This is a genomic window from Lysobacter sp. BMK333-48F3, from assembly GCF_019733395.1.
Classification (GTDB): Bacteria; Pseudomonadota; Gammaproteobacteria; order Xanthomonadales; family Xanthomonadaceae; genus Lysobacter.
Genome location: NZ_JAIHOO010000001.1, coordinates 3772436 through 3797348, shown reverse-complemented (window position 1 = coordinate 3797348; position 24913 = coordinate 3772436). Strand labels below are relative to the sequence as shown.

Annotated in this window: 25 protein-coding genes; 15 read left to right on the top strand and 10 right to left on the bottom strand. The window is 70.9% G+C overall.

Annotated features, from left to right (window positions below):
* Positions 1-19: 19 nt before the first annotated feature.
* Positions 20-616 (bottom strand): NfuA family Fe-S biogenesis protein, encoded by a 597-nt coding sequence (locus tag K4L06_RS16465; protein WP_221672431.1) that lies wholly within the window; start codon positions 614-616, stop codon positions 20-22.
* Positions 617-757: 141 nt separating this feature from the next.
* Here K4L06_RS16465 and K4L06_RS16460 point away from each other — a divergent pair, with 141 nt between their 5' ends.
* Both K4L06_RS16460 and K4L06_RS16455 read left to right on the top strand, forming a co-directional pair.
* On the top strand, positions 758-1099 hold the full coding sequence (locus K4L06_RS16460; protein ID WP_221672430.1) for a 4a-hydroxytetrahydrobiopterin dehydratase: 342 nt from the start codon (positions 758-760) through the stop codon (positions 1097-1099).
* 5 nt (positions 1100-1104) lie between these two features.
* Positions 1105-1521 carry an energy transducer TonB gene (locus tag K4L06_RS16455; RefSeq protein WP_221672429.1) on the top strand — a complete coding sequence of 139 codons (417 nt, stop codon included), beginning with the start codon at positions 1105-1107 and terminating at the stop codon, positions 1519-1521.
* Between the two features lie 111 nt (positions 1522-1632).
* Here the strand turns inward: K4L06_RS16455 and K4L06_RS16450 are convergent, their stop codons facing one another.
* Positions 1633-2589: an RluA family pseudouridine synthase gene (locus K4L06_RS16450; RefSeq protein ID WP_221672428.1), complete on the bottom strand. Its 957-nt coding sequence runs from the start codon at positions 2587-2589 to the stop codon at positions 1633-1635.
* Between the two features lie 500 nt (positions 2590-3089).
* Between K4L06_RS16450 and rne the strand changes: the two genes are divergently transcribed.
* Positions 3090-6608: a ribonuclease E gene (gene rne, locus K4L06_RS16445; protein ID WP_221672427.1), complete on the top strand. Its 3519-nt coding sequence runs from the start codon at positions 3090-3092 to the stop codon at positions 6606-6608.
* Positions 6609-7027: 419 nt separating this feature from the next.
* Here rne and K4L06_RS16440 read toward each other — a convergent pair whose 3' ends face one another.
* Positions 7028-7705, bottom strand: coding sequence for an IS1595 family transposase (locus tag K4L06_RS16440; RefSeq protein WP_221669623.1), 678 nt, complete (start codon positions 7703-7705; stop codon positions 7028-7030).
* 130 nt (positions 7706-7835) lie between these two features.
* A complete protein-coding gene (locus K4L06_RS16435) occupies positions 7836-8483 on the bottom strand; it encodes a response regulator (RefSeq protein WP_221672426.1) in 648 nt (215 codons plus the stop codon).
* Positions 8484-8639: 156 nt separating this feature from the next.
* Here K4L06_RS16435 and K4L06_RS16430 point away from each other — a divergent pair, with 156 nt between their 5' ends.
* Positions 8640-9533, top strand: a complete 894-nt coding sequence (locus K4L06_RS16430) for a M28 family metallopeptidase (protein ID WP_221672425.1) — start codon at positions 8640-8642, stop codon at positions 9531-9533.
* Between the two features lie 50 nt (positions 9534-9583).
* The gene (locus tag K4L06_RS16425; RefSeq protein WP_221672424.1) at positions 9584-10396 is read left to right on the top strand and encodes an isocitrate lyase/phosphoenolpyruvate mutase family protein; all 813 of its coding nucleotides are present in this window, start codon (positions 9584-9586) and stop codon (positions 10394-10396) included.
* Between the two features lie 141 nt (positions 10397-10537).
* Here the strand turns inward: K4L06_RS16425 and K4L06_RS16420 are convergent, their stop codons facing one another.
* Positions 10538-11290: an SDR family oxidoreductase gene (locus K4L06_RS16420; RefSeq protein WP_221672423.1), complete on the bottom strand. Its 753-nt coding sequence runs from the start codon at positions 11288-11290 to the stop codon at positions 10538-10540.
* A 229-nt stretch (positions 11291-11519) separates the two neighbouring features.
* Between K4L06_RS16420 and K4L06_RS16415 the strand changes: the two genes are divergently transcribed.
* Positions 11520-12419, top strand: a complete 900-nt coding sequence (locus tag K4L06_RS16415; RefSeq protein WP_221672422.1) for an AraC family transcriptional regulator — start codon at positions 11520-11522, stop codon at positions 12417-12419.
* Here the strand turns inward: K4L06_RS16415 and K4L06_RS16410 are convergent.
* Positions 12416-13327 (bottom strand): LysR substrate-binding domain-containing protein, encoded by a 912-nt coding sequence (locus tag K4L06_RS16410; protein ID WP_221672421.1) that lies wholly within the window; start codon positions 13325-13327, stop codon positions 12416-12418. The genes K4L06_RS16415 and K4L06_RS16410 overlap by 4 nt on opposite strands.
* A 66-nt stretch (positions 13328-13393) precedes the next feature.
* Between K4L06_RS16410 and K4L06_RS16405 the strand changes: the two genes are divergently transcribed.
* The gene (locus K4L06_RS16405) at positions 13394-14020 is read left to right on the top strand and encodes a LysE family transporter (RefSeq protein ID WP_221672420.1); all 627 of its coding nucleotides are present in this window, start codon (positions 13394-13396) and stop codon (positions 14018-14020) included.
* A gap of 263 nt (positions 14021-14283) precedes the next feature.
* Here K4L06_RS16405 and K4L06_RS16400 read toward each other — a convergent pair whose 3' ends face one another.
* Positions 14284-15117, bottom strand: a complete 834-nt coding sequence (locus tag K4L06_RS16400) for a universal stress protein (RefSeq protein ID WP_221672419.1) — start codon at positions 15115-15117, stop codon at positions 14284-14286.
* 230 nt (positions 15118-15347) lie between these two features.
* Between K4L06_RS16400 and K4L06_RS16395 the strand changes: the two genes are divergently transcribed.
* Both K4L06_RS16395 and K4L06_RS16390 read left to right on the top strand, forming a co-directional pair.
* Positions 15348-16079: a response regulator transcription factor gene (locus tag K4L06_RS16395; RefSeq protein WP_221672418.1), complete on the top strand. Its 732-nt coding sequence runs from the start codon at positions 15348-15350 to the stop codon at positions 16077-16079.
* Positions 16076-18109, top strand: coding sequence for a PAS domain S-box protein (locus tag K4L06_RS16390; protein WP_221672417.1), 2034 nt, complete (start codon positions 16076-16078; stop codon positions 18107-18109). The genes K4L06_RS16395 and K4L06_RS16390 overlap by 4 nt, the downstream gene beginning before the upstream one ends.
* 10 nt (positions 18110-18119) lie before the next feature.
* Here K4L06_RS16390 and K4L06_RS16385 read toward each other — a convergent pair whose 3' ends face one another.
* Complete coding sequence (locus tag K4L06_RS16385) at positions 18120-18848, bottom strand: helix-turn-helix domain-containing protein (RefSeq protein ID WP_221672416.1); 729 nt, start codon at positions 18846-18848, stop codon at positions 18120-18122.
* A 213-nt stretch (positions 18849-19061) separates the two neighbouring features.
* On the opposite strand from K4L06_RS16385, the gene K4L06_RS16380 reads away from it, so the two are divergent.
* Positions 19062-19973 carry a hypothetical protein gene (locus tag K4L06_RS16380; protein WP_221672415.1) on the top strand — a complete coding sequence of 304 codons (912 nt, stop codon included), beginning with the start codon at positions 19062-19064 and terminating at the stop codon, positions 19971-19973.
* Positions 19974-19989: 16 nt separating this feature from the next.
* Here K4L06_RS16380 and K4L06_RS16375 read toward each other — a convergent pair whose 3' ends face one another.
* A complete protein-coding gene (locus tag K4L06_RS16375) occupies positions 19990-20418 on the bottom strand; it encodes a hypothetical protein (protein WP_221672414.1) in 429 nt (142 codons plus the stop codon).
* On the bottom strand, positions 20408-21244 hold the full coding sequence (locus tag K4L06_RS16370) for a universal stress protein (protein WP_221672413.1): 837 nt from the start codon (positions 21242-21244) through the stop codon (positions 20408-20410). Before K4L06_RS16370 ends, K4L06_RS16375 begins: the two co-directional genes overlap by 11 nt.
* Positions 21245-21522: 278 nt before the next feature.
* Here K4L06_RS16370 and cydP point away from each other — a divergent pair, with 278 nt between their 5' ends.
* The 5 genes from cydP to K4L06_RS16345 are packed head-to-tail and all read left to right on the top strand — an operon-like array spanning position 21523 to position 24813.
* Positions 21523-21714 carry a cytochrome oxidase putative small subunit CydP gene (gene cydP, locus K4L06_RS16365; RefSeq protein ID WP_221672412.1) on the top strand — a complete coding sequence of 64 codons (192 nt, stop codon included), beginning with the start codon at positions 21523-21525 and terminating at the stop codon, positions 21712-21714.
* Between the two features lie 6 nt (positions 21715-21720).
* Entirely contained in the window at positions 21721-23301 is a 1581-nt protein-coding gene (locus K4L06_RS16360; RefSeq protein WP_221672411.1) for a cytochrome ubiquinol oxidase subunit I, read from the top strand.
* Entirely contained in the window at positions 23298-24431 is a 1134-nt protein-coding gene (cydB, locus tag K4L06_RS16355) for a cytochrome d ubiquinol oxidase subunit II (protein ID WP_221672410.1), read from the top strand. Before K4L06_RS16360 ends, cydB begins: the two co-directional genes overlap by 4 nt.
* Positions 24431-24559 (top strand): cytochrome bd-I oxidase subunit CydX, encoded by a 129-nt coding sequence (gene cydX, locus K4L06_RS16350; protein WP_221672409.1) that lies wholly within the window; start codon positions 24431-24433, stop codon positions 24557-24559. The genes cydB and cydX overlap by 1 nt, the downstream gene beginning before the upstream one ends.
* Positions 24559-24813 carry a cyd operon YbgE family protein gene (locus tag K4L06_RS16345; RefSeq protein WP_221672408.1) on the top strand — a complete coding sequence of 85 codons (255 nt, stop codon included), beginning with the start codon at positions 24559-24561 and terminating at the stop codon, positions 24811-24813. Before cydX ends, K4L06_RS16345 begins: the two co-directional genes overlap by 1 nt.
* The last annotated feature ends 100 nt before the right edge of the window (positions 24814-24913 follow it).

Sequence of the window (24913 nt, the reverse complement as noted above, 5' to 3'; positions counted from 1 at the left end):
GGGCTGCGCCGCGCCGCGCTCAGGCCGCGCTGTCTCGGCGGATGTAAGGCGCGTCGCCGCTGTCGTGGTCGGTGGCGTCGCGCACCGCGGTCACGCCCGGCACCTTGCTCATCAGCGTGGTCTCGATGCCCTGCTTGAGGGTCACGTCGGCCATGCCGCAGCCGTGGCAGCCGCCGCCGAAGCGCAGCACCACCACGCCTTCGGCGGTCACTTCCTGCACCGCGACGTTGCCGCGGTGCTGGGCCAGCTGCGGATTGATCTCGTGCTCGACCACCCAGTGCACGCGCTCGACCAGCGAAGCCGAGTCGGCCGGCGCCTCGCCCTTGATCTTGGGCGCGCGGATCTGCAGTTGGCCGCCGGTGGCGCGGGTTTCGTAGTCGATCTCGGCGCCGTCCAGGTAGCGCACGCTGTCGGCCTGCAGCCACAGGGTGAAGCCTTCGCAGTCGATCGCCCACTCGTCGCCGTGCAGGTCGGCCGGCTCGGCGAACTCCAGCCGCACGTCGGCGCGCGGCGTGCCCGGGTGCATCGCCGACAGGCGCACGCCCAGGCCCGGCAGGGCCTCGCGTTCGATCAGCTTGCGGAAGTGCGCCTGGGCGGATTCGGAAATATTGATCATCGGGCTATTCTAGCGGGGTCGACGCGACCGGAAGTCGCGCGCCCATCCTACGACCGCCGGCGATACGATTCCGTTCAGCGGAACCGGTCGCGGCGCAGACGCATCGCCCCGGCCGCCGCGCCGGGCCGCCAGGAGTCCGCCATGAACGACCTCATCCCCCTGTCCCAGGCCCATTGCATCCTCCGCCACGGCAGCGAGCACCGGCTCAACGAGGCGCGGGTGCGTGAACTGCTGCCGCAAGTGCCGGGCTGGGAGCTGGCCGAAGACGGCCATGCCCTCACCAAGACTTTCCGCTTCGACGACTACTATCGCACCATGGCCTTCGTGAACGCCCTGGCGTTCATGGCCCACCGCGAGGACCATCACCCCGACCTCGGCGTGCATTACGATCGCTGCGTGGTGCGCTACTCGACCCACGACGTCGGCGGACTGAGCGAGAACGACTTCATCTGCGCCGCCAAGGCCGAAGCCCTGACTGGTTGACTGCCATGACCCTGCACCGTCCGCTGTCCCTCGCCCCGGCCTTCGCCGCCGTCCTGGCCGCGGCGCTGGCCGCCGGCTGCCAGCGCGCGCCCGAGGCGCCGATCATTCCCTCGACCCCGCTGCGCGCGGTCGACACGCCGCCGCCGGAGTATCCGCAGACCATCGGCTGCGACCAGATCGGCGGCAAGGTGGTGCTGCAGCTGACCGTCGGCCCGGAAGGCAAGCCGACCAAGGTCAACGTGCTCGAAGGCAGCAAGGTCGCCGCGCTCGACGAGGCGGCGATCAAGGGCGTGCAGCGCTGGCGCTTCGAGGCCGCGACCCGCAACGGCAAGCCGGTCTCCACCGACATCCAGGTACCGGTGACGTTCCACGCCCCGAGCGAACGCCCGCCGCACTGCGGCGCGGCGCCGGCGGCCGGCTGAATCCGCTACATCGCCCGGCGCGCGGTCGCCGGGCCGACGGCGGCCGCCTCATCGCGGCCGCGCCGGAACGGCTCGGCCCTTATTCGATCGCGGCGGCGCGCGCGGCGCCGCTCAGCCCAACCGGTCCAGCACCTCGATCAGCTCCGGCGCCAACGGCGCGTTGAGCAGATACGGCTCGCGTCCGCCGTCGAGGGCGAACTCCAGGGTCGAGGCGTGCAGGAACAGCCGGCGCAGCCCGGCCTGGTCGCGCAGCCGCTTGTTGGCCTCGGCCTCGCCGTACTTGTCGTCGCCGGCCACCGGGTGGCCGATGTGCTGGGAATGGACCCGGATCTGGTGGGTGCGGCCGGTTTCGATCCGGACCTCGCAATAGGACTGCCCGCCGCGCCGCTCCAGCACCTTGAAGTGACTCAGCGAGGGCTTGCCGTCCCGATGCACCTGGACATGGCGCTCGCCGCCCTGGCGCAGGCCGATATGCAGCGGCGCGTCGACGCTCATGACCCCGTCGGGCATGCGCCCGGTCAGCAAGGCCAGGTAGCGTTTGGCGATACCGCCCTCCTCGCGCATCAGCGCCTGCAGTTCGGTCAGGGCCGAGCGCTTCTTGGCCACGATCAGCAGGCCGGAGGTGTCGCGGTCCAGGCGGTGGACTAGCTCCAGGGTCTGGCCCGGGCGCAGCGCGCGCAGAGTCTCGATCGCGCCGAAGCTGATCCCGCTGCCGCCGTGGCTGGCGACCCCGGAGGGCTTGTTCAGGGCCAGCAGGCGGGCGTCCTCGAACACGATCGCCGCGTCCAGGGCATCCATGAAGCCCTTGGGCGGGGTCGGCTTGTCGCCGGCCTCGCTGAGACGGACCGGCGGGATGCGCACCTCGTCGCCGGCCTCGAGCTTGCGCTCGGCCTTGGCGCGGCCGCCGTTCACCCGCACCTGGCCGGAGCGGACCAGCTTATAGATCAAGGACCTGGGCGCGCCTTTGAGCTGGCCGAGGAGGAAATTGTCGAGCCGCTGGCCATCGCGGTCGTCGGGCACGCGCACGGTGCGCGCGCCGCTGGAGCCGGGGTTTGCTGATTGGGTCATCCCGAAGCGTTATCTGTTACACTCGCGACGCGAGATAAGGTTTTGATTTCGCTGGGAGTTGTACCGGTCGCTGCGCCTGACAAGCGTGCGTCCCGGTACGGGGCCGAAAGCCCCTCCCGCGATTCCGATCCGCGTCTAACCACTGCCCACGGGGCAGCCATGTTAGCAGCGACGGAGCGGCGGAACCGGCCATCGCCCGATGGGTCAAAGCATCGAGATGAACACCCGTGCGGCGCCAGAGCCTGCGCTCCAGAAGAGCCGGCTCGAAGCTGCCGCCGCCCCGCCCCGAGCGACGTTCGCGTCGCCGGCCCGAAAGAACTGGAAAGGTAACAAGCGCTCCCGCGGCGTGCCGTGGTGATGTAGCGCTGGTAGTGGAGGCCTCGCCGGCGCGGCGGGCGGCCCGCAGACCTGCGGCCGGCGCGCGCGACGGAGCGGACTCAGTTCCCAGATAGCGAAACGCCATGGCGTTCCGCGCGGTAGAGCGCGCGAGGAACGCAACAATGAAGCGCATGCTGATCAACGCGACGCAGGCGGAAGAACTGCGCGTCGCCATCGTCGACGGCCAGAACCTGTACGACATCGACATCGAACAGCCGTCCAAGGAACAGAAGAAGTCCAACATCTACAAGGGCCGCATCACCCGGCTCGAGCCCTCGCTGGAAGCCGCCTTCGTCGATTACGGCGCCGACCGCCACGGCTTCCTGCCGCTCAAGGAAATCTCCCGCGACTACTTCCAGCCCGGGGTCGACCACAACAAGGCCGGCCTGCGCGAGCTGCTGCGCGAAGGCCAGGAGATCGTGGTCCAGGTCGACAAGGAAGAGCGCGGCAACAAGGGCGCCGCCCTGACCAGCTTCATCTCCCTGGCCGGCCGCTACATGGTGCTGATGCCGAACTCGCCCACCGCCGGCGGCGTCTCGCGCCGGATCGAGGGCGACGACCGCGCCGCGCTCAAGGAGGCGATGGACAAGCTCAACATCCCCGACGACATGGGGGTGATCATCCGCACCGCCGGCGTCGGCCGCGACGCCGAAGAGCTGCAGTGGGACCTGGACTACCTGGTCAGCGTCTGGAAGGCGATCACCGACGCCGCGCTGAGCAAGCAGGCGCCGTTCCTGATCTACCAGGAGTCGCGCCTGATCATCCGCGCCCTGCGCGACTACATGCGCCCGGACATCGGCGAGATCCTGGTCGATACCGACGAGATGTACGCCGAAGCGCGCGAGTTCGTCGAGCAGGTGATGCCGCACAACCTGCGCAAGCTGAAGAAGTACGCCGACGACACCCCGCTGTTCAACCGCTTCCAGATCGAATCGCAGATCGAGAACGCCTACGAGCGCACCGTGCGCCTGCCCTCCGGCGGCGCCCTGGTCATCGACCAGACCGAAGCGCTGACCGCGATCGACGTCAACTCGGCCCGCGCCACCAAGGGCGGCGACATCGAAGAGACCGCGTTCAACACCAACCTGGAAGCGGCCGAGGAAGTCGCCCGCCAGATGCGCCTGCGCGACCTCGGCGGCCTGGTGGTGATCGACTTCATCGACATGTCGTCCAACCGCCACCAGCGCGACGTCGAAAACCGCCTGCAGAACGCCCTCAAGCAGGACCGCGCCCGCGTTCAGATCGGCCGCATCTCGCGCTTCGGCCTGCTCGAGCTGAGCCGTCAGCGCCTGCGCCCCTCGCTCGGCGAGTCCAGCCAGCTGGTTTGCCCGCGTTGCGACGGCCACGGCCGCATGCGCAGCGTCGAGTCGCTGTCGCTGTCGATCCTGCGCGTCGCCGAAGAGCACGCGATGAAGGAGAACACCGGCCAGGTGCTGGTGCAGGCGCCGACCGAGATCGCCAACTTCCTGCTCAACGAGAAGCGCCGCGCCCTGTTCGAAATCGAGCAGCGCCACGACGCGCCGATCGTGATCGTCGCCGACGAGCAGCTGGAAACCCCGCATTACGAAGTCACCCGGGTGCGCGAGAACGAGCTCGGCGAAGAATCCAACAAGCCCAGCTACCAGCGCGGCACCCAGCGCAAGCTGCCCCTGCACGCCCTGACCAAGGCGCACCTGAACATTCCGGACGCCCCGGCGGTCACCAACGTCCGCCCGGCCCAGCCGGCGCCGCTGCGCGAACCGCGCGAAGCCCCGGTCGCCGCCGCGCCCGAGCCGGCTCCGGCGCCCGCGCCGGTCGCCGCGCCGACCCACTCGGTGGGCTTGGTCGAGCGCATCCTGCGCATCTTCCGCGGCACCCCGCAGCCGGCCGCTCCGGCCGCCGCCGAACCGAGCGCGCGCAGCCAGGACAACCGCGGCCGCAACGAGCGCAACGACCGCAACGGCCAGCGCCGCGGCGAGCAGCGCAACGGCAAGAGCGGCCGCGACGGCAGCCGCCGCGACGAGCCGCGCCAGGAGCAGCGCCGCGACGAACAGCGCCGCGACAACAAGGCCCAGGCGCAGAACCCGCAGCCGCAGCAGGGCCAGAAGCAGAAGCAGCCGGCCCAGGGCCAGCCGCAGCCCAAGCAGCAGCAGGCCCAGGCCAAGCCGCAGCAGGCCGGCCAAGGCCAGCCGCAGCCCAAGCCGCAGAACGAGGCGCGGGCGCAGAACGAGGCCAAGCAGAACGAAGCCCGGGCGCAGAACGAAGCGCGCCAGAACGAAGCCCGCCAGGGCGAGCAACGGGCCCAAGCCGACAAGTCCGGCGAAGAGCGCAACGCCGCGCCGCGTCCGCCCAAGCCGCCGCGCCAGGACGCGCCGGCCGAGGCCGTCGCCGCTGCGGTGGTGCCGGCCGCGGTCGTCGCCGCCCAGGCCAGCGCCGGCGCCCCGGTGGTCGCGCCGTTGCCTGCCGTCGATGACGCTGTCGCCAAGACCGAGGCCGGCGCGATCGAAGCCGATGCCGACAAGCGCGAAGGCGATGCGGCCGACGCGGCCGGCGAAGGCGGCGGTCGCCGCCGTCGCGGCCGTCGCGGCGGCCGTCGCCGTCGTCGCGGCAACGGCGAAGCCGGCGCCGCCGGCGAAGGCGCGCTGCAGGACGAGAACGCGTTCGACGACGAAGACGAGATCGGCGGCGAGCCGCTGCCGGCTCCGGCCGCGGCGCACCGCTCGCAGCCGGAATTCGACTTCGACGACGACCTCGGCGCACCGGCCACCAAGCCGGCGGCAGCGGTCGCCACGGCGGCGACTGCGGTCGTCCCGGCCGCCGCCGTCGCGTCCTCGATCGTCGCGCCGACCGCCGCTGCAGCCGCAGCCGATGCGGTGACCGGTCTGGTAGCCGAATCCGCTACCCCGACCGCGCTGTCGGCGGATGCCGAACCGGTGCGCGAGCCCGTGCTCGAACCGGCCATGCCGGTGATCACCCGCCAGCCCGAAGCCGCCCCGGCGGCCGCTCCGGCCCAGGACGCCGCGATCGCGATCGAACGCGTCCAGCCGGCGGTCGAAGCGGCGCCGAGCGCGCCGGCCAAGCCCGACGTGGCCGAAGCGGTCGTAGTCGAACCGCAGCCGGTGCAAGACACCGTGGTCGAAGCCGAAGTGGTCGCACCGACCGCGGTCGAACCGCTGGTGATCGAGCCGGTCCAGGCCCCGGCCCCGCGCCAGGCCCAGGCCGAAGCGCCGGCCGTGCGTGCGGCGGCCGTGCGTGCGGTAGAAACCGAGCGTCCGGCCGCGGCCGAGCGCGAGGTCGATACCGCTCCGGCGGCGACCCCGGCCGCCGAACCCGCTGCGGTCCAAACGCCGGCGGCCGTTGCGCCGACCGTCGTGGAAGCCCCGGCTCCGATCGAAACCGTCGCAGCCGAAGCCGCGCTCGATCCGGCGCCGGCCGCCGACACCGCGGCCGTTCCGGCGGCGCCGGTCGAAGCCGTCGTCGAACCGGCGCCTGTAGCCGCGCCGGCCGCGATCGAACCGGCCACCCCGCGCACCGGCAGCCTGTTCGACCCCCTGCCCTCGCCGCAGGCCCCGAACCCCTCCGACGCCGCCAATGCGGCGGTCGAGGGCGAGGCCGATGCCGCCGAAGGCAAGGGCGACGACAGCGACGAACGCCGCGCCTAAGCCGCCGCGCTCGTTCCCAGCGTCGACGAAACCACCGGCCGCGCGAGCGGCCGGTGGTTTTTTTGTAGTCGTGGTTCGAAGCGAACACCCGCCTTCGCGTCGCCCCCTCCGCTCGCGCCGAGAGGCAACAGCAAATCCCCCCTGCCCGTCCGGCCAGCAGGCATAGCCTGCTGGCGTTCGATCGTGCGCGAACCTGCGGTTCGCAAGCGCACGCTCTCACCCTTTTTCAAAGGGGGGAACAGCAAGGCACGCGCTAAGCGCGGGCAAGCGGTCGCCCTCGCAAAGAAACGGCAGAACGGCATCTCGCAGGGAAACGGCCAACGCTCTCGTAGAGCAACAGCAAGAAGCCCACAAGCTCGCCGCAAACCCAGCAGATCGCCTCCCCCCTTTGAAAAGGGTCTTAGGAAGCAAACAGCCCCTCAGAGTGGGTTGGATCGTAGCAACTTGAGGGTCGCCCGGTAGAGGTCTTCGTGGCGGTGGTTGAAGCGGAACTCGCACTCCTTCAGGTGCAGGTAGAAGGTGGCCTTGGGCACCCCGTTGAATTTGGCCAGGCGCCGCTTGGCGAAGCTCCAGAAGCTCTCGATGCCGTTGATGTGGTTGTCGCCCTCGGCGAAATGATTGCCGCTGTGGCGAATGCGCCAGTGCTTGGCATAGCCCAGGTCGACCAGGCCGTCGTAGCTGGACAGACAGTCGGAGAGGATTTCGCTCTCCAGGCGAATATGCCCACGAATTAAGGCCTGAAGCGTGGCGGTTTTGCAGTTGGGGACGATCTGGGTGTAGACGTGCTGGCCGCGTTTGAGCATGCCGAAGACGATGGTTTTCTTGCCGGCGCCGCGGCCGCGTTTGCCGCGCACGCGCCACGGTCCGAAGAAGGATTCGTCGACTTCCACCTGGCCGGTGAACGGCGAATGCTGCTCGCATTCGGTGGCGATGGCACGACGCAAGGCAAGGAAGATCGAGTTGACCGATCGCACGCTCAACCCGGTCAGTTGCGCGGTGCTGGTCGCGGTCAGGTCCAGGGCCCAGCAGCGCACGAGGGCCCGAAATCGGGCCTCGCTGATTTTCGAACGGCTGTAGTACCTATTTTTCTTATTCATTTCAGGAAGATAGCTGCGTTATGAGGCAGCTTTGCTTCCTAAGACCCTTGAAAAAGGGGGGCCAGGGGGGATTTGCTGTTGCTGTTGCTGTCGCCGCCGAAGCAGCCCCCGCGCGGCTAGCGCCGCGCGATCACAGCGAATGCGCCGGATCCGCCAGCCCGTACTGCGCCGCCAGCCGCGCCAGGGCGATGGTGTCGGTGATCGCCAGCTTCTCGAACAGCCGGGTCTTGTGGGTGTTGACGGTCTTGGCGCTCAGGCTCAGGCGCTTGGCGATTTCTTCCTGACGGAACCCTTGCACCAGCAGCAAGGCGATCTCCAGCTCGCGCGGCGAAAGCTCGTCGAACGGCGACGCGCCGCCGTCCAGGTTCGACAGGGCCAGGTTTTGGGCGATGTTGCTGGCCAGGTAGCGCTTGCCGCGGGCGACGTCGCGGATCGCGCGCAGCAGCTCGCTGGCGTCGCCGCCCTTGCCGACATAGCCCGAGGCGCCGACTTCGAGCAGGCGCTTGGGCATCGGCCCGTCTTCCAGCACCGAGACGATGATCACCCGGGTGCCGTGGTCGCCCTTGATGATCCGCTCGGTCACTTCCAGGCCGCTGACGCCGGGCAGGTGCAGGTCGCACAAGACCACGTCGGGCTTGAGCTTGCGGATCAGCGGCATCGCCTCTTCGCCGCTTTCGACGTCGCCCAGTACCTCGATATCCGTTTCCGCAGACAGGATCATGCGCATGCCGGTACGCACCAGCGCATGGTCGTCGACGATGAAAACACGGATGGTCATGTCCTTCCCCTGCCGCAGTGCTGCCACGACGAGGAGGCTACGCGGCCGCTTTGTGCGGTGCAAGGCACTGATAATGTTACTGGGTTCACAATGACCGCTCCGCTTCGCCCATCCCATTCCGAGGATCTCATGCAACGACGCCGCTCCGTTTCGCTCGTGACCGCCATCGCCGCCGCGCTGTGGCTGACCGCCGCGGTTCCCGCCCTCGCCCGCGAAGCGGCGCCGGCCGCGGCCGAACGCTGGATCGGCGACGTCGGCGCGATCGCGCAGGCAGACGCCGGCGAGGGTCGCCGCGTCGCGATCGAACGCCGCCTCGACGCGATCGGCCTGCGCTGGAATGCGCAAACGTTCGAAGCCGGCAAACACGGCCGCGGCACCAATCTGCTGGCCGACGTATCCGGTCCGGCCGATGCGCCGCTGCTGCTGTTCGGCGCGCACTTCGACCGGGTCGGCGAAGGCCGCGGCGCCACCGACAACGCCTCCGGCAGCGCGACCGTGCTGGCCCTGGCCGAACGCTTCAAGCAGCGTCCGCTGACCCGCCATCGCGTCGCGGTCGCGTTCTGGGATCTTGAGGAGGCGGGCCTGCTCGGTTCCGCCGCCTACGTCGCCCAGAATCGCGCCAAGCCGGCGCTGTACGTCAATTTCGACGTGTTCGGCTGGGGCAAGACGCTGTGGATGATGACCCCAGAAGCCGACACCGCGCTGGTCGCGGCCAGCCGCGACGCCGCCCAGGCCGGCGGCCTGAGCCTGGCGCCGGGCGAACAGTATCCGCCCAGCGATCATCGTTCCTTCCTCAAGGCCGGCTGGCCGGCGGTGTCGTACTCGCTGATCGGCGCCGAGGAAGTGCCGCTGATCCTGGCCGCCTATCGGCGCGAGAAGACCGCCGACACGGCCAAGGTGATGCGGGTCATCCACAGCGCCCACGACACCCTCGGCGAGATCGATCCGGCCGCCGCCGCGCTCGGCGTCGACGCGGTCGAGGACGCGATCCGGCGCTGGGACGCCGACACCCGTCTGGCACCGACGTCGAAGTCCGAAAACGGCAAGTAAGCGACACTGGGCGCAGCCGATACTGCGCCCCCTTTCCGAGGAAACCCCCGATGTCCGCTACCGCCGATCGCGCCGCGCAGTTCCACCGCTTCCATCACGACGGCGTGCTGCTGCTCGCCAATTGCTGGGACGCCGGCAGCGCGCGGCTGATCGAAAGCCTCGGCGCCAAGGCCCTGGCCACCACCAGCGCCGGCGTCGCCTGGGCGCAGGGCTATGCCGACGGCGATCGCTTGCCGGCGCAGCGTCTGATCGATGCCGCCGCCGGCATCGCGCGCGCGATCCGGATCCCGCTGTCGGTCGACGTCGAAGGCGGCTACTCCGACGATCCGGCGCAGGTCGCCGACACCGTCGCCGCGCTGATCGACATCGGCGCGGTCGGGATCAACCTGGAAGACGGCGGCGCCAGCCCCGAGCTGCTGTGCGCGAAGATCGAAAGCGTCAAAAATGCCGCCGCCCGGCTCGGCGTGCCGCTGTACCTCAATACCCGCACCGACGTGTACCTGCGCGGCCTGGCCGCGCAGGGCGAGCGGGTCGAGGCCACCCTCGCCCGCGCCGCGCTTTACCGCGAGGCCGGCGCCGACGGCCTGTTCGTGCCCGGCCTGACCGCCGAAGCCGAAGTGCGCGCGATCGCCGCCGACTGCGGCCTGCCGTTGAACCTGCTCGCGCGTCCGGCGTTGCCGCCGGCCGCCGAGCTGCAAAGCTGGGGCGTGCGCCGGCTCAGCGCCGGATCGGACCTGGCCCAATCGGCCTACGCGCGTCTGGCCGGGCTGGCCGGCGGCTTCCTGCGCGACGGCGACTCGCGGCCGCTGCAGGCCGAGGCGATGGAATACGGCCGGCTCAACGCCTTGTTCGACCAACGCTGAGCCGCACACCGGACCGCAGCGGCGGCAGGTCCACCTGCCGCCGCCGCAGGCATCGATTCGACAACCAGGGTTCGGCACCGACGATCCGGCCTGCGCTTCTGCTCGGCCAATCCCCGATCCCGAATCTTCAATTCCGGCAACTCAGAACGTCCCCGCCGTCGGCCGCACGATCACTTCGCTGACGTCGACGTCGTCCGGCTGCTCGATCGCGAAGGCGATCGCGCGGGCGATCGCGTCAGGCCCGATCGCGATGCGGCGGAACGCCTTCATGCCTTCGCGCGCGGCCGGGTCGCTGATGCTGTCGGCCAGTTCCGACTCGACCACGCCGGGAGAGATCGTGGTCACCCGGATCCGCTCGTTCTCCTGGCGCAAGCCGTCGGAGATCGCCCACACCGCGAACTTGGTCGCGCAGTACACCGCACCGGTCGGCACCACGTAATGCGCGCCCAGCGAGGCGACGTTGACGACCTGGCCGTGGCCCTGCTCGCGCATCGCCGGCAGCACCGCGGCGATGCCGTGCAACACGCCGCGGATGTTGACGTCGATCATCCGGTTCCACTCGTCGAGCTTGAGCGCGTCCAGGGTCGACAACGGCATCACCCCGGCATTGTTGACCAGCACATCGATGGCGCCGAACTGCTCCTGCGCATAGGCCGCGAACGCGGCCACGTCGGCGGCGTCGGTGACGTCCAGCACGCGCTGGCGCACCTGGCCGCCGGCCGCGTCGATCTGCGCGGCCAGGGCCTGCAGGCGCTCGCCGCGGCGGGCGCCGATCACCACCCGCGCACCGCGCGCGGCGAGCAGGCGCGCGGTGGCCTCGCCGATGCCGCTGCTGGCACCGGTGATCAGTACGGTCTTGGCCTGGGTCGCCGGAACGGTTTGGATCGAAGACATGGCGGAACTCCTGGGAAGTGGCGGACGCGGTCCGTCCGGCCTGGCGCCACTGTCCCCGCCCTGGCCCCGGCGGCGGTAGAACGATCGCCGGCGGTTCTTGCACGATTCTCCAAAGCGTGGCGGCCAGGCTTGTAGCCACGGCCGGCGCGGCGGATCATCGCCGCGTCCCCCGGCCGGCGAATCCGCGCGGATTCGTCGGGTTTTTCCCTGTCTCCGCCGCGGAGCGCCGATGTCAGCCCTTGCCGAACTGACCGAACTGGTTGATCGAAACGCCGCCGGCGACGGCGTGCACGCGACCGCGATCCCGCGCCTGGCGCTGGTCCGCAGCGCCGCCCGGACCGAAGCCCTGCACGCCCTGCACGAGCCGGCGGTGTGCATCGTCGTGCAGGGGCGCAAGCGCGTTCTGCTCGGCGATCGGGTCTACGAGTACGACCGCAACCGTTACCTGACCGTATCGGTCGACGTGCCCATCGTCGGCCAGGTGATCGAAGCCACGCCCGAGCGGCCTTATCTGTGCCTGCGCCTGGACCTCGACCCGACCATGCTCGCGGCGCTGTGCATGGAGATGGGTGCGGCGCCGGCCGCCGCCGCGCCCGGCCCCAGCCTGATGCTCGGCGAACTGGAACCGGAACTGGTCGACGCCGCCCTGCGCCTGCTGCGCCTGTTGTGCACGCCCGACGACATCGCCCTGCTTGCGCCGCTGATCGAGCACGAGATCCTGTACCGACTGATGAAGGGCGAACAAGGCCCTCGCCTGCGCGAGATCGCCCAGGCCGACAGCCGCCTGGGCCAGGTCCAGCGCGCGATCGGCTGGATCAAGCGCAACTTCCGCGAGCCCTTCGATCTGGGCGAAATCGCCGCCCAGGCGCGGATGAGCCCCTCGGCCCTGCACGCGCATTTCAAATCGGTGACCCGGATGAGCCCCTTGCAGTACCAGAAACAACTGCGCTTGCAGGAGGCGCGCAAGCTGATGCTGAGCCGCGCGCTCGACGCCGCCAGCGCCGGTTATGCGGTCGGCTACGACAGCCCGTCGCAGTTCAGCCGCGAATACAACCGCCTGTTCGGCGCGCCGCCGCTGCGCGACGTGGCCCGGCTGCGCCAGGCTCCGGAAGCGCTGTGCGGCGGCTAGGCCTGCGCGCGCAGCCAGGCCAACAGCGTCGCCGCCGGCGATTGCGGCGGCAGCGGCTGCGGCGACAGCAATTCGTAGCGGCTGCCGTCGGCGACGAACCCGAACGGCGCTTCGAGCAGGCCGGCGCCGATGTCGTCGCGCACCGCCTGCCAAGGCCCGATCGCCACACCCAGGCCGGCCGCGGCCGCCTGCAGACTGAAGTAGAAATGCTCGTAGCGCTGGCCGCGTCGGCCTGACAGTTGCGCACCGCTGGCCCGCGCCCAATCGTCCCAGGCGCCGGGCCGGGTCGCGGTATGCAGCAGGCTGGCCTGCGCGCGCAAGCGCGGCCGCGCGCCGGCGGTCAGCCATTGCGCGCGCGTGCGCGGACTGCACACCGGGCCGATGCGTTCTTCGAACAGGAATTCGGCATGCGCGCCGGCGCGGTCGAAATCGTTGCGCCGGATCGCCAGGTCGACCTCGCCGAACGGCACCGGCCCGCCGCCGGCGACCAGTTGCAGGGCGATGCCGGGATGCTGCGCCTGGAAGTCGGCCAGGCGCGGAATCAGCCAGCGCATCAGCAGGGTCGGCTCGCAAGACAGGCGCAACGGCTGCGGCCCGGCCGCGGCGCGCAGTTCGCGCACCGCCGCGCTCAAGCCGTCGAACGCGTTCGCCGCGGCCTCGCACAGGCGCGCGCCGGCCGGAGTCAGCCGCACCCGCTGATGGCGGCGTTCGAACAAGGCCACGCCCAGCGCGTCCTCGATCGAGCGCACCGCGCGGCTGATCGCACCGTGGGTCAGGTGCAGTTCCTGCGCGGCGCGGGTGAAGCTCTGCCAGCGCGCCGCCGCCTCGAAGCAACGCAGGGCTCCCAGCGGCGGCAAGTCGATACGCGAATTTCGTGAGTTTTCCTCACCATTGGTGTGAGCAATCATCGTTTGTGGCCCGGCATCGGTCCGCCTAATTTAGCGCCTGATCCTCACTTCCGCGCGGCCATTGGCATGCACGAATCGATAGCCGTACTCACCATTACCCTGATCGCGGTGATCAGCCCCGGGCCGGACTTCGCCATGGTCTCGCGCAACAGTCTGCTGCTGTCGCGCCGCGCCGGTGTGCTGACCGCGCTCGGCATCGGCCTGGGCGTGTGGGTGCACGTGGCCTATACCCTGCTCGGCGTCGGCCTGGTGATCCAGCAGTCGCTGCGCCTGTACGCGGCGTTGAAGCTGATCGGCGCGCTGTACCTGCTGTGGCTGGGCCTGAAGATGCTGCGCGCGCCGGCCGGCGAGGTTTCCGGCCCGGCCGCGGCGGCGCCGCTGTCGGACTTCGCCGCGCTGCGCACCGGCTTCCTGACCAACGCGCTCAACCCCAAGTGCACGGTGTTCGTGGTCAGCCTGTTCCTGCAGGTGGTGCAGCCGGACACGCCGCTGGCGCAGCGCATCGGTTACGGCGCCTTCGTTTCCGCCACCCACGTCGCGTGGTTCTCGCTGGTCGCGCTGGCCCTGTCCGGCGACGCGGTGCGCGCCCGCCTGCTGCGCGTGCGGCACTGGCTGGATCGCGTATTCGGCGGTTTGCTGGTCGGCTTCGGAGCCCTGCTCGCGGGTTCGGCGCTGCGGCGTAGCGGGCCTTGAGGATCGGTCGCGAGGATGTACTGAAGGAAACGTCGCGATGAGGCCCTGGATCCCCGCGTTCGCGGGGATGACGGCATGAGCGGCTTCGCGAGCATGACGGCATGAGTCGCCGCGGCAAAACCCACCACCGTCATCCCCGCGAACGCGGGGATCCAGAGACCTCAGCGCCATGCCGCGGCGAAGTCCTCGATTCGGCCTTCGCGGGACCGGCAACACGCCAACCGTGCGACAAGGTTCCCGGCCTCATCGCCGGCGCGCCCGGCTCAATGCGAAAACAACACCGGCACCGGCGCATGCTCGAGCAGATGCCGGGTGACGCCGCCGAGCACGTCCTCCAGCAGCCGCGGATGGCTGTAGCCGCCGGCCACGATCAGGTCGGCGCCCGATTCGCGCGCATGCGCGGCGACGACTTCGCCGACCGAACTATGCTCGGCGCTGCGCCGCACCAGTTCGGCCGGAATGCCGTGCTGCTGCAGATGGCTGCCGAGCAGGAACCCCATCGGGTCGGCGCGCGAATCGCGTTCGAAGTCGTGATCGACCATCAGCAGATCGACCGAGCGCGCCCGCGCCAGCAACGGCATCGCATCGTGCAGCGCGCGCGCCGCCTCGCGCGAGGACTTCCACGCCAGCACCACATGTTCGACCCGGCCGTCGCCGGCCCAGTCTTCGGGCACCAGCAGCACCGGGCGGCCGGAGCCGCCGAGCAAGGCGGCGAACAGGCGTCGCCGCGCCGGCGCTTCGCGCTGGCCGGTGCCGAGCACGGTCAGGTCGGCATAGCGCGCGTGCTGCACGCAGACTTCGCCCGGGGTCAGCCAGAACGACTCGCTCTTGCGCACCGACCAGCGCGCGGTTTCGCCGGCCAGGCGCAGCTCGGCCGCCTCGGCGATCGCATCGGTGGTCGCCAGCGCGCTTTCGCGCATGGTTTCGTACAGCCCGGCCGGGTAGTAGTCCCAGGCGTCGGCGACCGGTGCGGCCAGGCTGACCCCGACCAGGGCCGTCACCTGCCCGCCGCCGGCCTCGGCCAGCGCGCAGGCCGTGCGCAGCACCGGCGGCTGGATGTCGCCGAGCAGCAACGGCACCAGGATGTCCTTGAACATGGCCTATCCGCGTGGGAGACGACGCCAGCTTGGGCGATCCGGGCACGGCGCGGCTTGATCTGGATCAGTCCCGCGCGATCGGCGATCGCGTTCTCCGACCGGCGTCGCGACGGGTCTTGCGCGGTCGGTCGGCAAGCCGCGCGCGGCTTGCGGGCGCTGCGCGATGAGACCATCCTGAGCATCGTACGCCGCCCGTTCGCGGGCCGCTTTCCCGCCATGCGAGCCCGCCGATGGATCCTGCCGCCGCATCCGCTCCCGCACCGAAACTGCTGCTGGTCGACGACGACCCCGACATCGCCTCGCTGCTGGGCCGCTACCTGCAGGCCAACGGCTTCCGCACCGTCAGCGCCGCCAGTGCGGCGCAGGCGCGCGCCGCGATCGACGATTCGGTTGATCTGGTCCTGCTCGACCTGGGCCTGCCCGACGAGGACGGACTGTCGCTGCTGCGCCACCTGCAAGGCCAATGGCGCGGCCCGGTGATCGTGGTCAGCGGCCGCGGCGAAGCGGTCGAACGCGTGGTCGGGCTGGAGCTCGGCGCCGACGACTATGTCGCCAAGCCGTTCGACTTCCGCGAACTGCTGGCGCGGATCCGCTCGGTGCTGCGCCGCGCCGCGGCCACGGCCGCGCCGGCGGCCGCCGCCGCGCAGTGCCTGGAGTTCGGCGGTTACCGGCTGGACCTGCCGGCACGCCGGCTCAGCGACGCCAGCGGCCGGGAAGTCGCGTTGACCACCGGCGAGTTCGAACTGCTGCGCGCCCTGGCCGAGCGTCCGCGCGAAGTGCTCAGCCGCGACCAGTTGATGAACCGCGTGCACGGCCGCGACGCCGGTCCCTTCGATCGCGCCATCGACGTCGGCATCGGCCGCCTGCGGCGCAAGATCGAGGCCGACCCGGCCGCGCCGCAGTTGATCAAGTCGGTGCGCGGCGCCGGCTACCTGCTCGCGGTCGAGGTGCGGCGCGGATGAGCGCCTCATTCCCCGGTTTGTTCGAGGCGGTGCCCGACGCGCTGATCGTCGCCGACGGCCGCGGCCGCATCGTCCAGGCCAATCTCCAGGCCGAACGCCTGTTTGGCTATCCGCGCGGCGGCCTGAGCGGGATCGAGATCGAGAAACTGATGCCCGACGACGCGCGCGAGCGCCATCGCGCGCATCGCGACGACTACATGGCGCGCCCGCACGTGCGGCCGATGGGCGTCACCGGCCAGAGCCTGATCGGGATGCGCCTGGACGGCACCCGCTTTCCGGTCGAGATCGCCCTGAGCCCGATCGGCGACGGCCAGGACCTGCGCTACCTGGCCTCGATCCGCGACATTTCCGAAACCCAGCGCGCGCGCCAGGCCCTGGTGCGCGCGCGCTACGACGCCCTGGTCGCGCGCATCGGCCAACTGGCGCTGGAAGCGCAGGACGAATCCGGGGTCATCGACCACGTCCCCGCCCTGCTCGCCGGCGCCTTGCGCGCCGCCACCGTGGCGGTGCTGTTCGTCGCCAGCGATCGGCAAAGCCTGGACACCCGCGCCGCGATCGGCCTCAACCGCGAGGCGTCCGGCGACGGCGACACCGCGGCGGTGCTGCAGGCGCTGGCGCGCGGCGAACCCTGGCTGGTCGAGGACCTGCGCCAGCATCGCGCCCAGGGCGGTGCGTTCCCGTTCGCCGCCCAGGCCGACGGCAGCGCCGCGCTGGTGCCGCTGTTCGACCGCGGCCGTCCGCTCGGCGCGGTGCTGGCGATCGCGGTCGAACCGGGCCTGTTCGATCACGATGCGGTGCATCTGCTGCAATCGGTGGCCAACCTGATCGCCGCCTTCGTCCAGCGCCGCCGCACCGAGGAGCAACTGGCGCATTCGCAGCGCCTGGACGCGATCGGCCAGCTCACCGGCGGCATCGCCCACGACTTCAACAATCTGCTGACGGTGATGTCCGGCAGCCTGCAGTTGCTGGAACTGGAATGCGAGCACACGCCCGAGGCCGGCGAACTGATCGCCAGCGCGCTGCGCTCGGTCGGGCGCGGCGCCGAGCTGACCGGCAAACTGCTCGCCTTCGCCCGCCGCCAGCGCCTGAGTCCGCGCGCGGTCGATGCGCCGGCGCTGCTGCGCGACATCGAGTCGATGCTCAAGCGCACCCTGGGCGAGAGCGTGCGCCTGTATCTGCACTGCGACGACGACCTGCCGCCGGCCTATGCCGACCCGGCTCAGCTCGACGCGGCCCTGGTCAATCTCGCCCTGAACGCACGCGATGCGATGCCGCGCGGCGGCGAGATCACGATCGAGGCGCGCGAGCACAGGGTCGAAACCGACCGCGGCGAGGCCGGGCGCGCCGGCGTGGACCTGGCGCCGGGCCGTTACGTGCGCATCAGCGTCGCCGACACCGGCCGCGGCATGACCCCGGACACCCTGGCGCGGGCGATGGAGCCGTTCTTCACCACCAAGGAAAGCGGCCGCGGCAGCGGTCTGGGCCTGAGCATGGTGTACGGCTTCGCCAAACAGAGCGGCGGCCACCTGCGCATCGACAGCGCGCTCGGCTACGGCACCCAGGTCGAGCTGTACCTGCCGGCGGCCGAAGCGCTGGCGGCGGAGCCTCCGGCGCCGGGCGAAGCGCGTGTCGACGGCAAGGGCGAAACCGTGCTGGTGGTCGAGGACGACGAGGCGGTGCGCGGCATCGCGGTGTCGTTCCTGCAGGCCTCGGGCTATCGGGTGATCGCGGTGGCCGACGCGGCGCAGGCGCTGCAGCAGTTGGCGATCGGCGACGGCATCGCGCTGATGTTCAGCGACGTCATGCTCGGCGCCGGCATGAACGGCAAGGAGCTGGCGCTGGCCGCGCGCGCGCTGCGGCCGCAATTGCCGGTGGTGCTGACCTCCGGCTACGAAACCGAAGCGGCGGCCGCGGCGGCCGAAGCCGGCGCGTTCGAGCTGCTGCGCAAGCCGTATCGGCGCGAGCAACTGGCCGCGGCGATCGGCCGCGCGCTGAACCCCAGCGACGGCGGCAGAGACGCGCGCGACTGAAGCGCGCGGCTCAGTGGCACAGCGCCGGGTCGCGCTGCGCCGCCTGCAAGCCGGCGCGTTCGAGAATCCGGATCTCGCGCCCGTCGACCGCGATCAGCCCGCGCGCCTGCAGGCGCGACAAGGCCCGGGTCACCGTTTCCAGGGTCAACGAGAGGAAGTTGCCGAGTTCGGCGCGGGTCATCCGCAGCAGCAGCCGGCTGGCGCTGAAACCCAGGCCTTCCAGGCGCGCGGCCAGGTCGAGCAGAAATGCCGCCACGCGCTGGTCCGCGCCCAGCGTGCCCAGGGCCAGCATCCAGCTCCAGTCGCGGCGGATCTCGCCGGCCAGCATCGCGGTGATGCGTTCCTGGAACTGCGGCAGGCGCTCGCGCAACTGCGCGTACGGCAGCTCCCACAACTCGCCGGTGTCCAACGCGACCGCGTCGCAGGTGTAGACCGGCTGATCCAGCGCATCCAGGCCGAGCAGGTCGCCGCGCATGCGGAAACCGGTGATCTTCTCGCGGCCGTCGTCGCTGACCAGGGCGGTCTTGAAGAAACCGGCATGCACCAGATACAGCGCCTGGCGCGGCTGGCCGGCGCGGAACACGTATTGCTTGGCGTGCACCCGGCGGCGCTGCAGCGGCCAGTCCTGCAGCAACTGTTCCAGGCTGCGCACCGGCGAATCGCCGCCGGCGACGGCCGCCGCCGCGAACGACGGCGCCTGGAACCCGACAGCGGACGGAGAGACGGCTTCGAGCAGCATGGCGGCGTTCCTGCGATGGGGATGGCGCCAGGGTAGGCGCGCGCGGCCGACGCACGATGTGGCCGCGGTAACCGCCGGTAACGGTTTGTAACGGTACCCGCGCCGGCCGCTTCCCTAGCGCCCACGCAGCGCCCCGGATTGACCGGCGTCAATGCCGGGCGGTGCGCCCGTCGCATAGTGGATCGTCTCCGCCAGCCTGCCCCGGTCCATCGCTTGAGCACGCCCACGCGCTTCACCGACCCGCACGCGGTCGACGTCTGGGACGCCAGTTTCCGCTGGCGCAGCGGCGACCTGTTGCGCGACCGCACCATCGACGCGACCTGGCAGCGGGTCGCCGGCGCGCTGGCGGCGAACGACGGCGCGCGGGGCGAGCTCTGGCGCCGGCGCTACATCGAGGTATTCAGTCGCTGGCAATTGCTGCCCGACGAGCGCCTGTTGCGCCACGCCGGCACCGGTCGCCTGCCCGCCGCCCTGCCCGAACCGCAGGCCTGCCTCAATCTGGGCGCTTTCGTCCTGGCGCCGCGCAGCGCCACCGCGCGCTTCGACCATGCCGGCTTCGCCGCCGCGGCGAGCCTGAGCGTGCGGCTGCTCGACGACGCGCTAAGCCTGTGCGAAGGCGAACATGCCAGCGTCGGCGCCGCGGAACTGGCGATAGGCGTCATGGGCCTGGCCGACGCCCTGGCCGCGCTGGGCCTGGACTACCGCGGCCGCGAGGCGCAACTCGCCGCCGCCGCGATCGCCCGCACCCTCGCCTACGCCGTGCTCGAGGGCGCGCTGCAACTGGCGCAGGAACGCGGCCCCGGCGGGGACGACGCCGACGGCGCGCTGGCGGCGCATTGGCGCGATCGCGCCTTGCCGCCGCAGTTGGCCGAGCCTCTGCGGCGCCATCGCCGTCACCGCCGCCTGACCCGGATCTCGGTCCAGCCCTGCCTGGCCTTGCTGGCCAACAACGCCAGCATCGGCCTGGCCGCGCATCGCGCGCGCGGCGGCCGCCCGGCGTTGTCGCCCGAGGCCGCGCTGAGCGCGCAACGCGCGCTGGCCGCGGCGATGCAACCCTGGATCGACGCGCCGGTGGAAATCGCCCGCGGCGATTGCGAGGACCGGCTGTGCAGCGGCTGCGGCTGAAGCCGACGCCGCCGGTTCAACCCTCACCGTCGTCCGGCGCGCGGCGGTCCGAGGGCGGCGCGGGCGCCGGCTGCGCGCGCTCGTCCAATTCGGTGCGCGCCTGGCGCAAGGCCTCGAGGAAGTCGTCGTAGCAGGCGAAGAAGCGGCTCCAGGCGCGCGCCAGTTCGGCGTCGTCGCCGGCGGCCAGGCTACGGTGCAGTTCGGCCAGCCAGTGATAGCGATGGCTCAGCTGCCGGGTCAACACGCGCAGCTGTTGATTGCGCAGGCGCGTCTCCGGCGCCGGATCGGACGCCGCCTGCGCGCGCAATTCGTCGATCGCCTCGCCCGCACGGCGCAAGGCCTGCGCGGCCTGCTCGCGGGTGCGTTGCGGATCGCGCATCGGCGGGTCGGCCGCCGGCCGCAGCAAGGCCCGCAGCGAATGCGGGCCGCGCTCGTCAATGGCCATAGAAGACCGGCACCGCCGCGCTCATCGACAGTTCGCGGGTGACCCCGCCCAGGGCCCATTCGCGCAGGCGCGAATGGCCGTAGCCGCCCGCCACCAGCAATTGCGCATGGACCTGGCCGACGTGATCGAGCAGGACCGAGGCCACCGTCGCCCCGCGCGCCTCGCGCAGCACCAGTTCGGCGTGTATGCCGTGACGGCCGAGATGGGCCGCGATCTGCGCGCCGGACTCCTTGGCCACGCGGCCGTTGCCGGTATCGACCACCACCACGTCGACCGCTTCGGTGCCGAGCAGCAGCGGCATCGCATCGTGCAGCGCACGCGTGGCTTCGCGGGTCGGCTGCCAGGCCACCACCGCGCGCCGCGGCGGCGTCTGCGCCTTGCAGCGCGGCGGAACCACCAGCACCGGGCGCCCGGATTCGAGCAACAGGGCGACGAAGAACGCGTGCGACAGCGCGGCCTCGCGGGTGTCGCCGAGCGCGCCGGCCAGCACCGCCAGGTCGGCGTAGTACGCGTGCAGCGCCGCCATCCGCGGCGCCTCGACGTACAGGGCATCGACCAGCCGCACCTCGGTATCGACCGGCTCGCCGGCCAGGCGCTGGCGCAGGGCCTGGGCCCGGCGCTCGCCGTCGGCGCGCAGCTTCTCGTTGGCCGCGTCGGTGGTCATGTCCGGCATCAGCCCGAACGGATGCGCCAGCGGCAACGGCAGGTCGACCAACTCCAGCACCTCGACCCGGGCGCCGTGCGCCGAGGCCAAGCTCAAGGCCAGATTCAGCGCGTCGGCATCGCCGGCGCTGCGGGTCATCGGCACCACCAGATCCTTGAGCATCGCGTCCTCCGCCCTTGCGGACCTTTGCCCGCCATTGCACGCCGTTCGCGCCGGCGCGTATTGACCTGGATCAAGCCGCGCCGCGATCGGCCGCGACCTGGTGTCCTCCGCGGCGGCGCAACGCAGGCTCGCCCGCCGCGCTTGATCTGGATCAAGACCGCCGACACGCCGCGAATGCCTACTGGCGCCCGGATTCCGCCGGAGCCGGTAATGCGCCCTCTCTTCCCGCCCGCTTGCCTTGGTCTTCGCACTGCGTGCGCGAGCCGGCGGCGCGACCGATGAGCCGGCACCGCACCGCGTCGCCAGCCACGCCGGCGCACTGGCGGCGCGGCTTGTTGCGCCGCATCGCCCTGACCATCGCGCTCAAGCTGGCCCTGCTGACCGCGCTGTACCTGTTGTTCTTCTCGCCTTCGAACCGCCCGCAGATCGACGATGCGGCGATCGACCGGCGCCTGCTTCCCACAAGGTGACCCGCCATGCCGGACCTACACGTCGTCGACCTGTCGCGACTGCAATTCGCGCTGACCGCGCTCTATCACTTCCTGTTCGTTCCGCTGACCATCGGTCTGGCCCTGATCATGGCGATCATGGAAAGCGTGTACGTGATGACCGGGCGCGCCATCTGGAAGCAGATGACCCGCTACTGGGGCGTGCTGTTCGGGATCAACTTCGCCATGGGCGTGGCCACCGGCATCACCATGGAGTTCCAGTTCGGCACCAACTGGGCCTATTACTCGCACTACGTCGGCGACATCTTCGGCGCGCCGCTGGCGATCGAGGGGCTGATGGCGTTCTTCCTGGAGAGCACCTTCGTCGGCCTGTTCTTCTTCGGCTGGGACCGGCTCAGCAAGCTGCAGCATCTGATCGTGACCTGGCTGACCGCGCTCGGCGCCAACCTGTCGGCGCTGTGGATCCTGATCGCCAACGGCTGGATGCAGAACCCGGTCGGCGCCGAATTCAACTTCCAGACCATGCGCATGGAGGTCACCGACTTCGCCGCGGTGGTGTTCAACCCGGTCGCCCAGGCCAAGTTCGTCCACACCGTCAGCGCCGGCTACGTCACCGGGGCGATGTTCGTGCTTTCGATCAGCGCCTGGTACCTGCTGCGCGGGCGCAACGTCGAGATCGCGCGCCGCTCGATCGTGGTCGCGGCCAGCTTCGGCCTGGCCTCGGCGCTGTCGGTGGCGGTGCTCGGCGACGAGAGCGGCTACACCGCGTCCGAGAACCAGAAGATGAAGGTCGCCGCGATCGAGGCCGAGTGGCGCACCCACCCGGCGCCGGCCGCGTTCACCGTGTTCGGCCTGCCGGACATGGACAAGCGCGAGACCGAGCACGCGGTGCGCATTCCCTGGGCCTTGGGCCTGATCGCGACCCGCTCGCTGGACCAGGAGGTGGCCGGCATCCACGACCTGGTCGAGCACAACCGCGAGCGCATCCGCCGCGGCATCGCCGCCTACGCCGCGCTGCGCGAACTGCGCGCCGACCGCGACGATCCGCAGAAAGCCGCCGCGTTCATGGCCTTGCGCGACGACCTCGGCTTCGGCCTGCTGACCCTGCGCTACACCCGCGATCCGGCCAGCGCCGACGAGGCGATCATCGATCGCGCGGCCTGGAGCACGGTGCCGAACGTGCCGGTGCTGTTCTGGTCGTTCCGGATCATGGTCGGCCTGGGCTTCTTCTTCATCCTGCTGTTCGGCTGGGCGTTCTGGCTGGCGGCGCGGCGCAAGCTCGACAACCGGCTGTTCCTGCGCGTGGCGCTGTACAGCCTGCCGCTGCCGTGGGTCGCCGCCGAATTGGGCTGGATCGTCGCCGAGGTCGGCCGCCAGCCCTGGGCCATCGACGGCGTGCTGCCGACCTTCCTCGGCGTGTCGGCGACCAACTCCACCCAGGTCATCGCCAGCCTGATCGGCTTCGTCGTGCTCTACACCGGCCTGGCCGTGGTCGACGTGATGCTGATGCTGCGCGCGATCCGTTCCGGGCCCGACCGGATGAAGTTCTGGCCGGCCACGCCGGCGCCCGCCGAGCCCCGCCTTGCCGCCGAAAGGAGCGTCCCGTGATCGACTACGAACTGCTGCGCGTGATCTGGTGGGCGCTGCTCGGCGTGCTGCTGATCGGCTTCGCCGTCACCGACGGCTACGACCTGGGCCTGGGCGCGATCCTGCGCCTGATCGGCCGCGACGACGTCGAGCGGCGCATGGCGTTGGAAGCGATCGAACCGAACTGGGAAGGCAACCAGGTCTGGTTCATCCTCGGCGGCGGCGCCGTGTTCGCGGCCTGGCCGCTGCTCTACGCCGCTTCGTTCTCGGCGTTCTACTTCGCCATGCTGCTGTTGCTGGTGGCGCTGATCCTGCGTCCGGTCGGCTTCGCCTTCCGCAACCGCCTGCCGCAGGCGCGCTGGCGCGGCGCCTGGGACTGGGCCCTGACCATCGCCGGCGCGGTGCCGTCGCTGGTGTTCGGGGTCGCGTTCGGCAATCTGTTCCTCGGCATCCCGTTGCGCTTCACCCCGGAGTTGTTGCCGGTGTTCGAGGGCAGCTTCCTCGGCCTGTTCCATCCCTTCGCCATGCTCTGCGGCGTGGTCAGCCTGGCGATGCTGGTCATGCACGGCGCCAGCTTCGCGGCGATGAAGATCGAAGACCCGGTCGGCCAGCGCGCGCGCCGTATCGCCCGCATCGCCGCGGCCGTGGCCGCGCTCGGTTTCGCCGGCGCCGGCCTGTGGCTGCGCTGGATTCCGGCTTCGGCCCTGGTCGGCGCGGTGCGCACCCACGGCGCCTCGGACCCCTTGGCCAAGCACGCGATATCGGTCGTCGGCGGCTGGCTGGCCAACTACAGCCTGCATCCGTGGATGATCGCGGTACCCGTGCTTGTGTTGCTGATGCTGGCGACGGTGTTGCTGTGCCGCCGGCGCGGGCTGGCCTTCGTCGCCAGCGGCGCCGCGGTGGCCGGGGTCATCCTCACTGCGGGACTGTCGCTGTTCCCGTTCCTGCTGCCCTCCTCCACCCATCCCGGCCACGGCCTGACCGTGTGGGATGCGTCCTCCAGCCAGCGCACGCTCGGCATCATGCTGGTCGCCGCGGCGATCTTCCTGCCGCTGATCCTGGCCTATACGACCTGGGCGTTCCGGGTCATGCGCGGCACCGTGACCCGCGCCCACGTCGAATCGCAAGACGAATCCCAAGGAGCCTACTGATGTGGTACTTCGCCTGGATCCTCGGCCTGGCCCTGGCCTGCTGTTTCGGCGTGCTCAACGCGATGTGGTTCGAACTGCACGAAGAAGACGAACGCGGCCGGCGCGAGGCGCTGGAGGACGGCCCCTGATGGCGCGGGCGGTGTCGCTGCTGCTGGCGTCGGCGCTGTCGCTGGCGCTGCTGTTCCTGCCGGCGATGCGCGGCGGCGAGATGACCGCCGCCGGGCACGGCCTGCTGAGCCCGTTGATGCTGCTGATCTGCGCGAGCTTCGTCCACGGCGTCGGCTTGCGCCCGCGGCACGCGCTGGGCCGCGCCGCCCTGCACCCGGCCTGGCTGTGGCCGGCCATGCTCGGCATGGCCGCGCTGTGGGCTGCGCGCTTTTGAACCGACGTCGCAAGCGATCGGCCGATTGCTTGACCGCGATCAACATCCGCCGCCGGCGCAGGCGGATGCTGGAGCGAATTCCTACGCCGCCGGAGCCCGC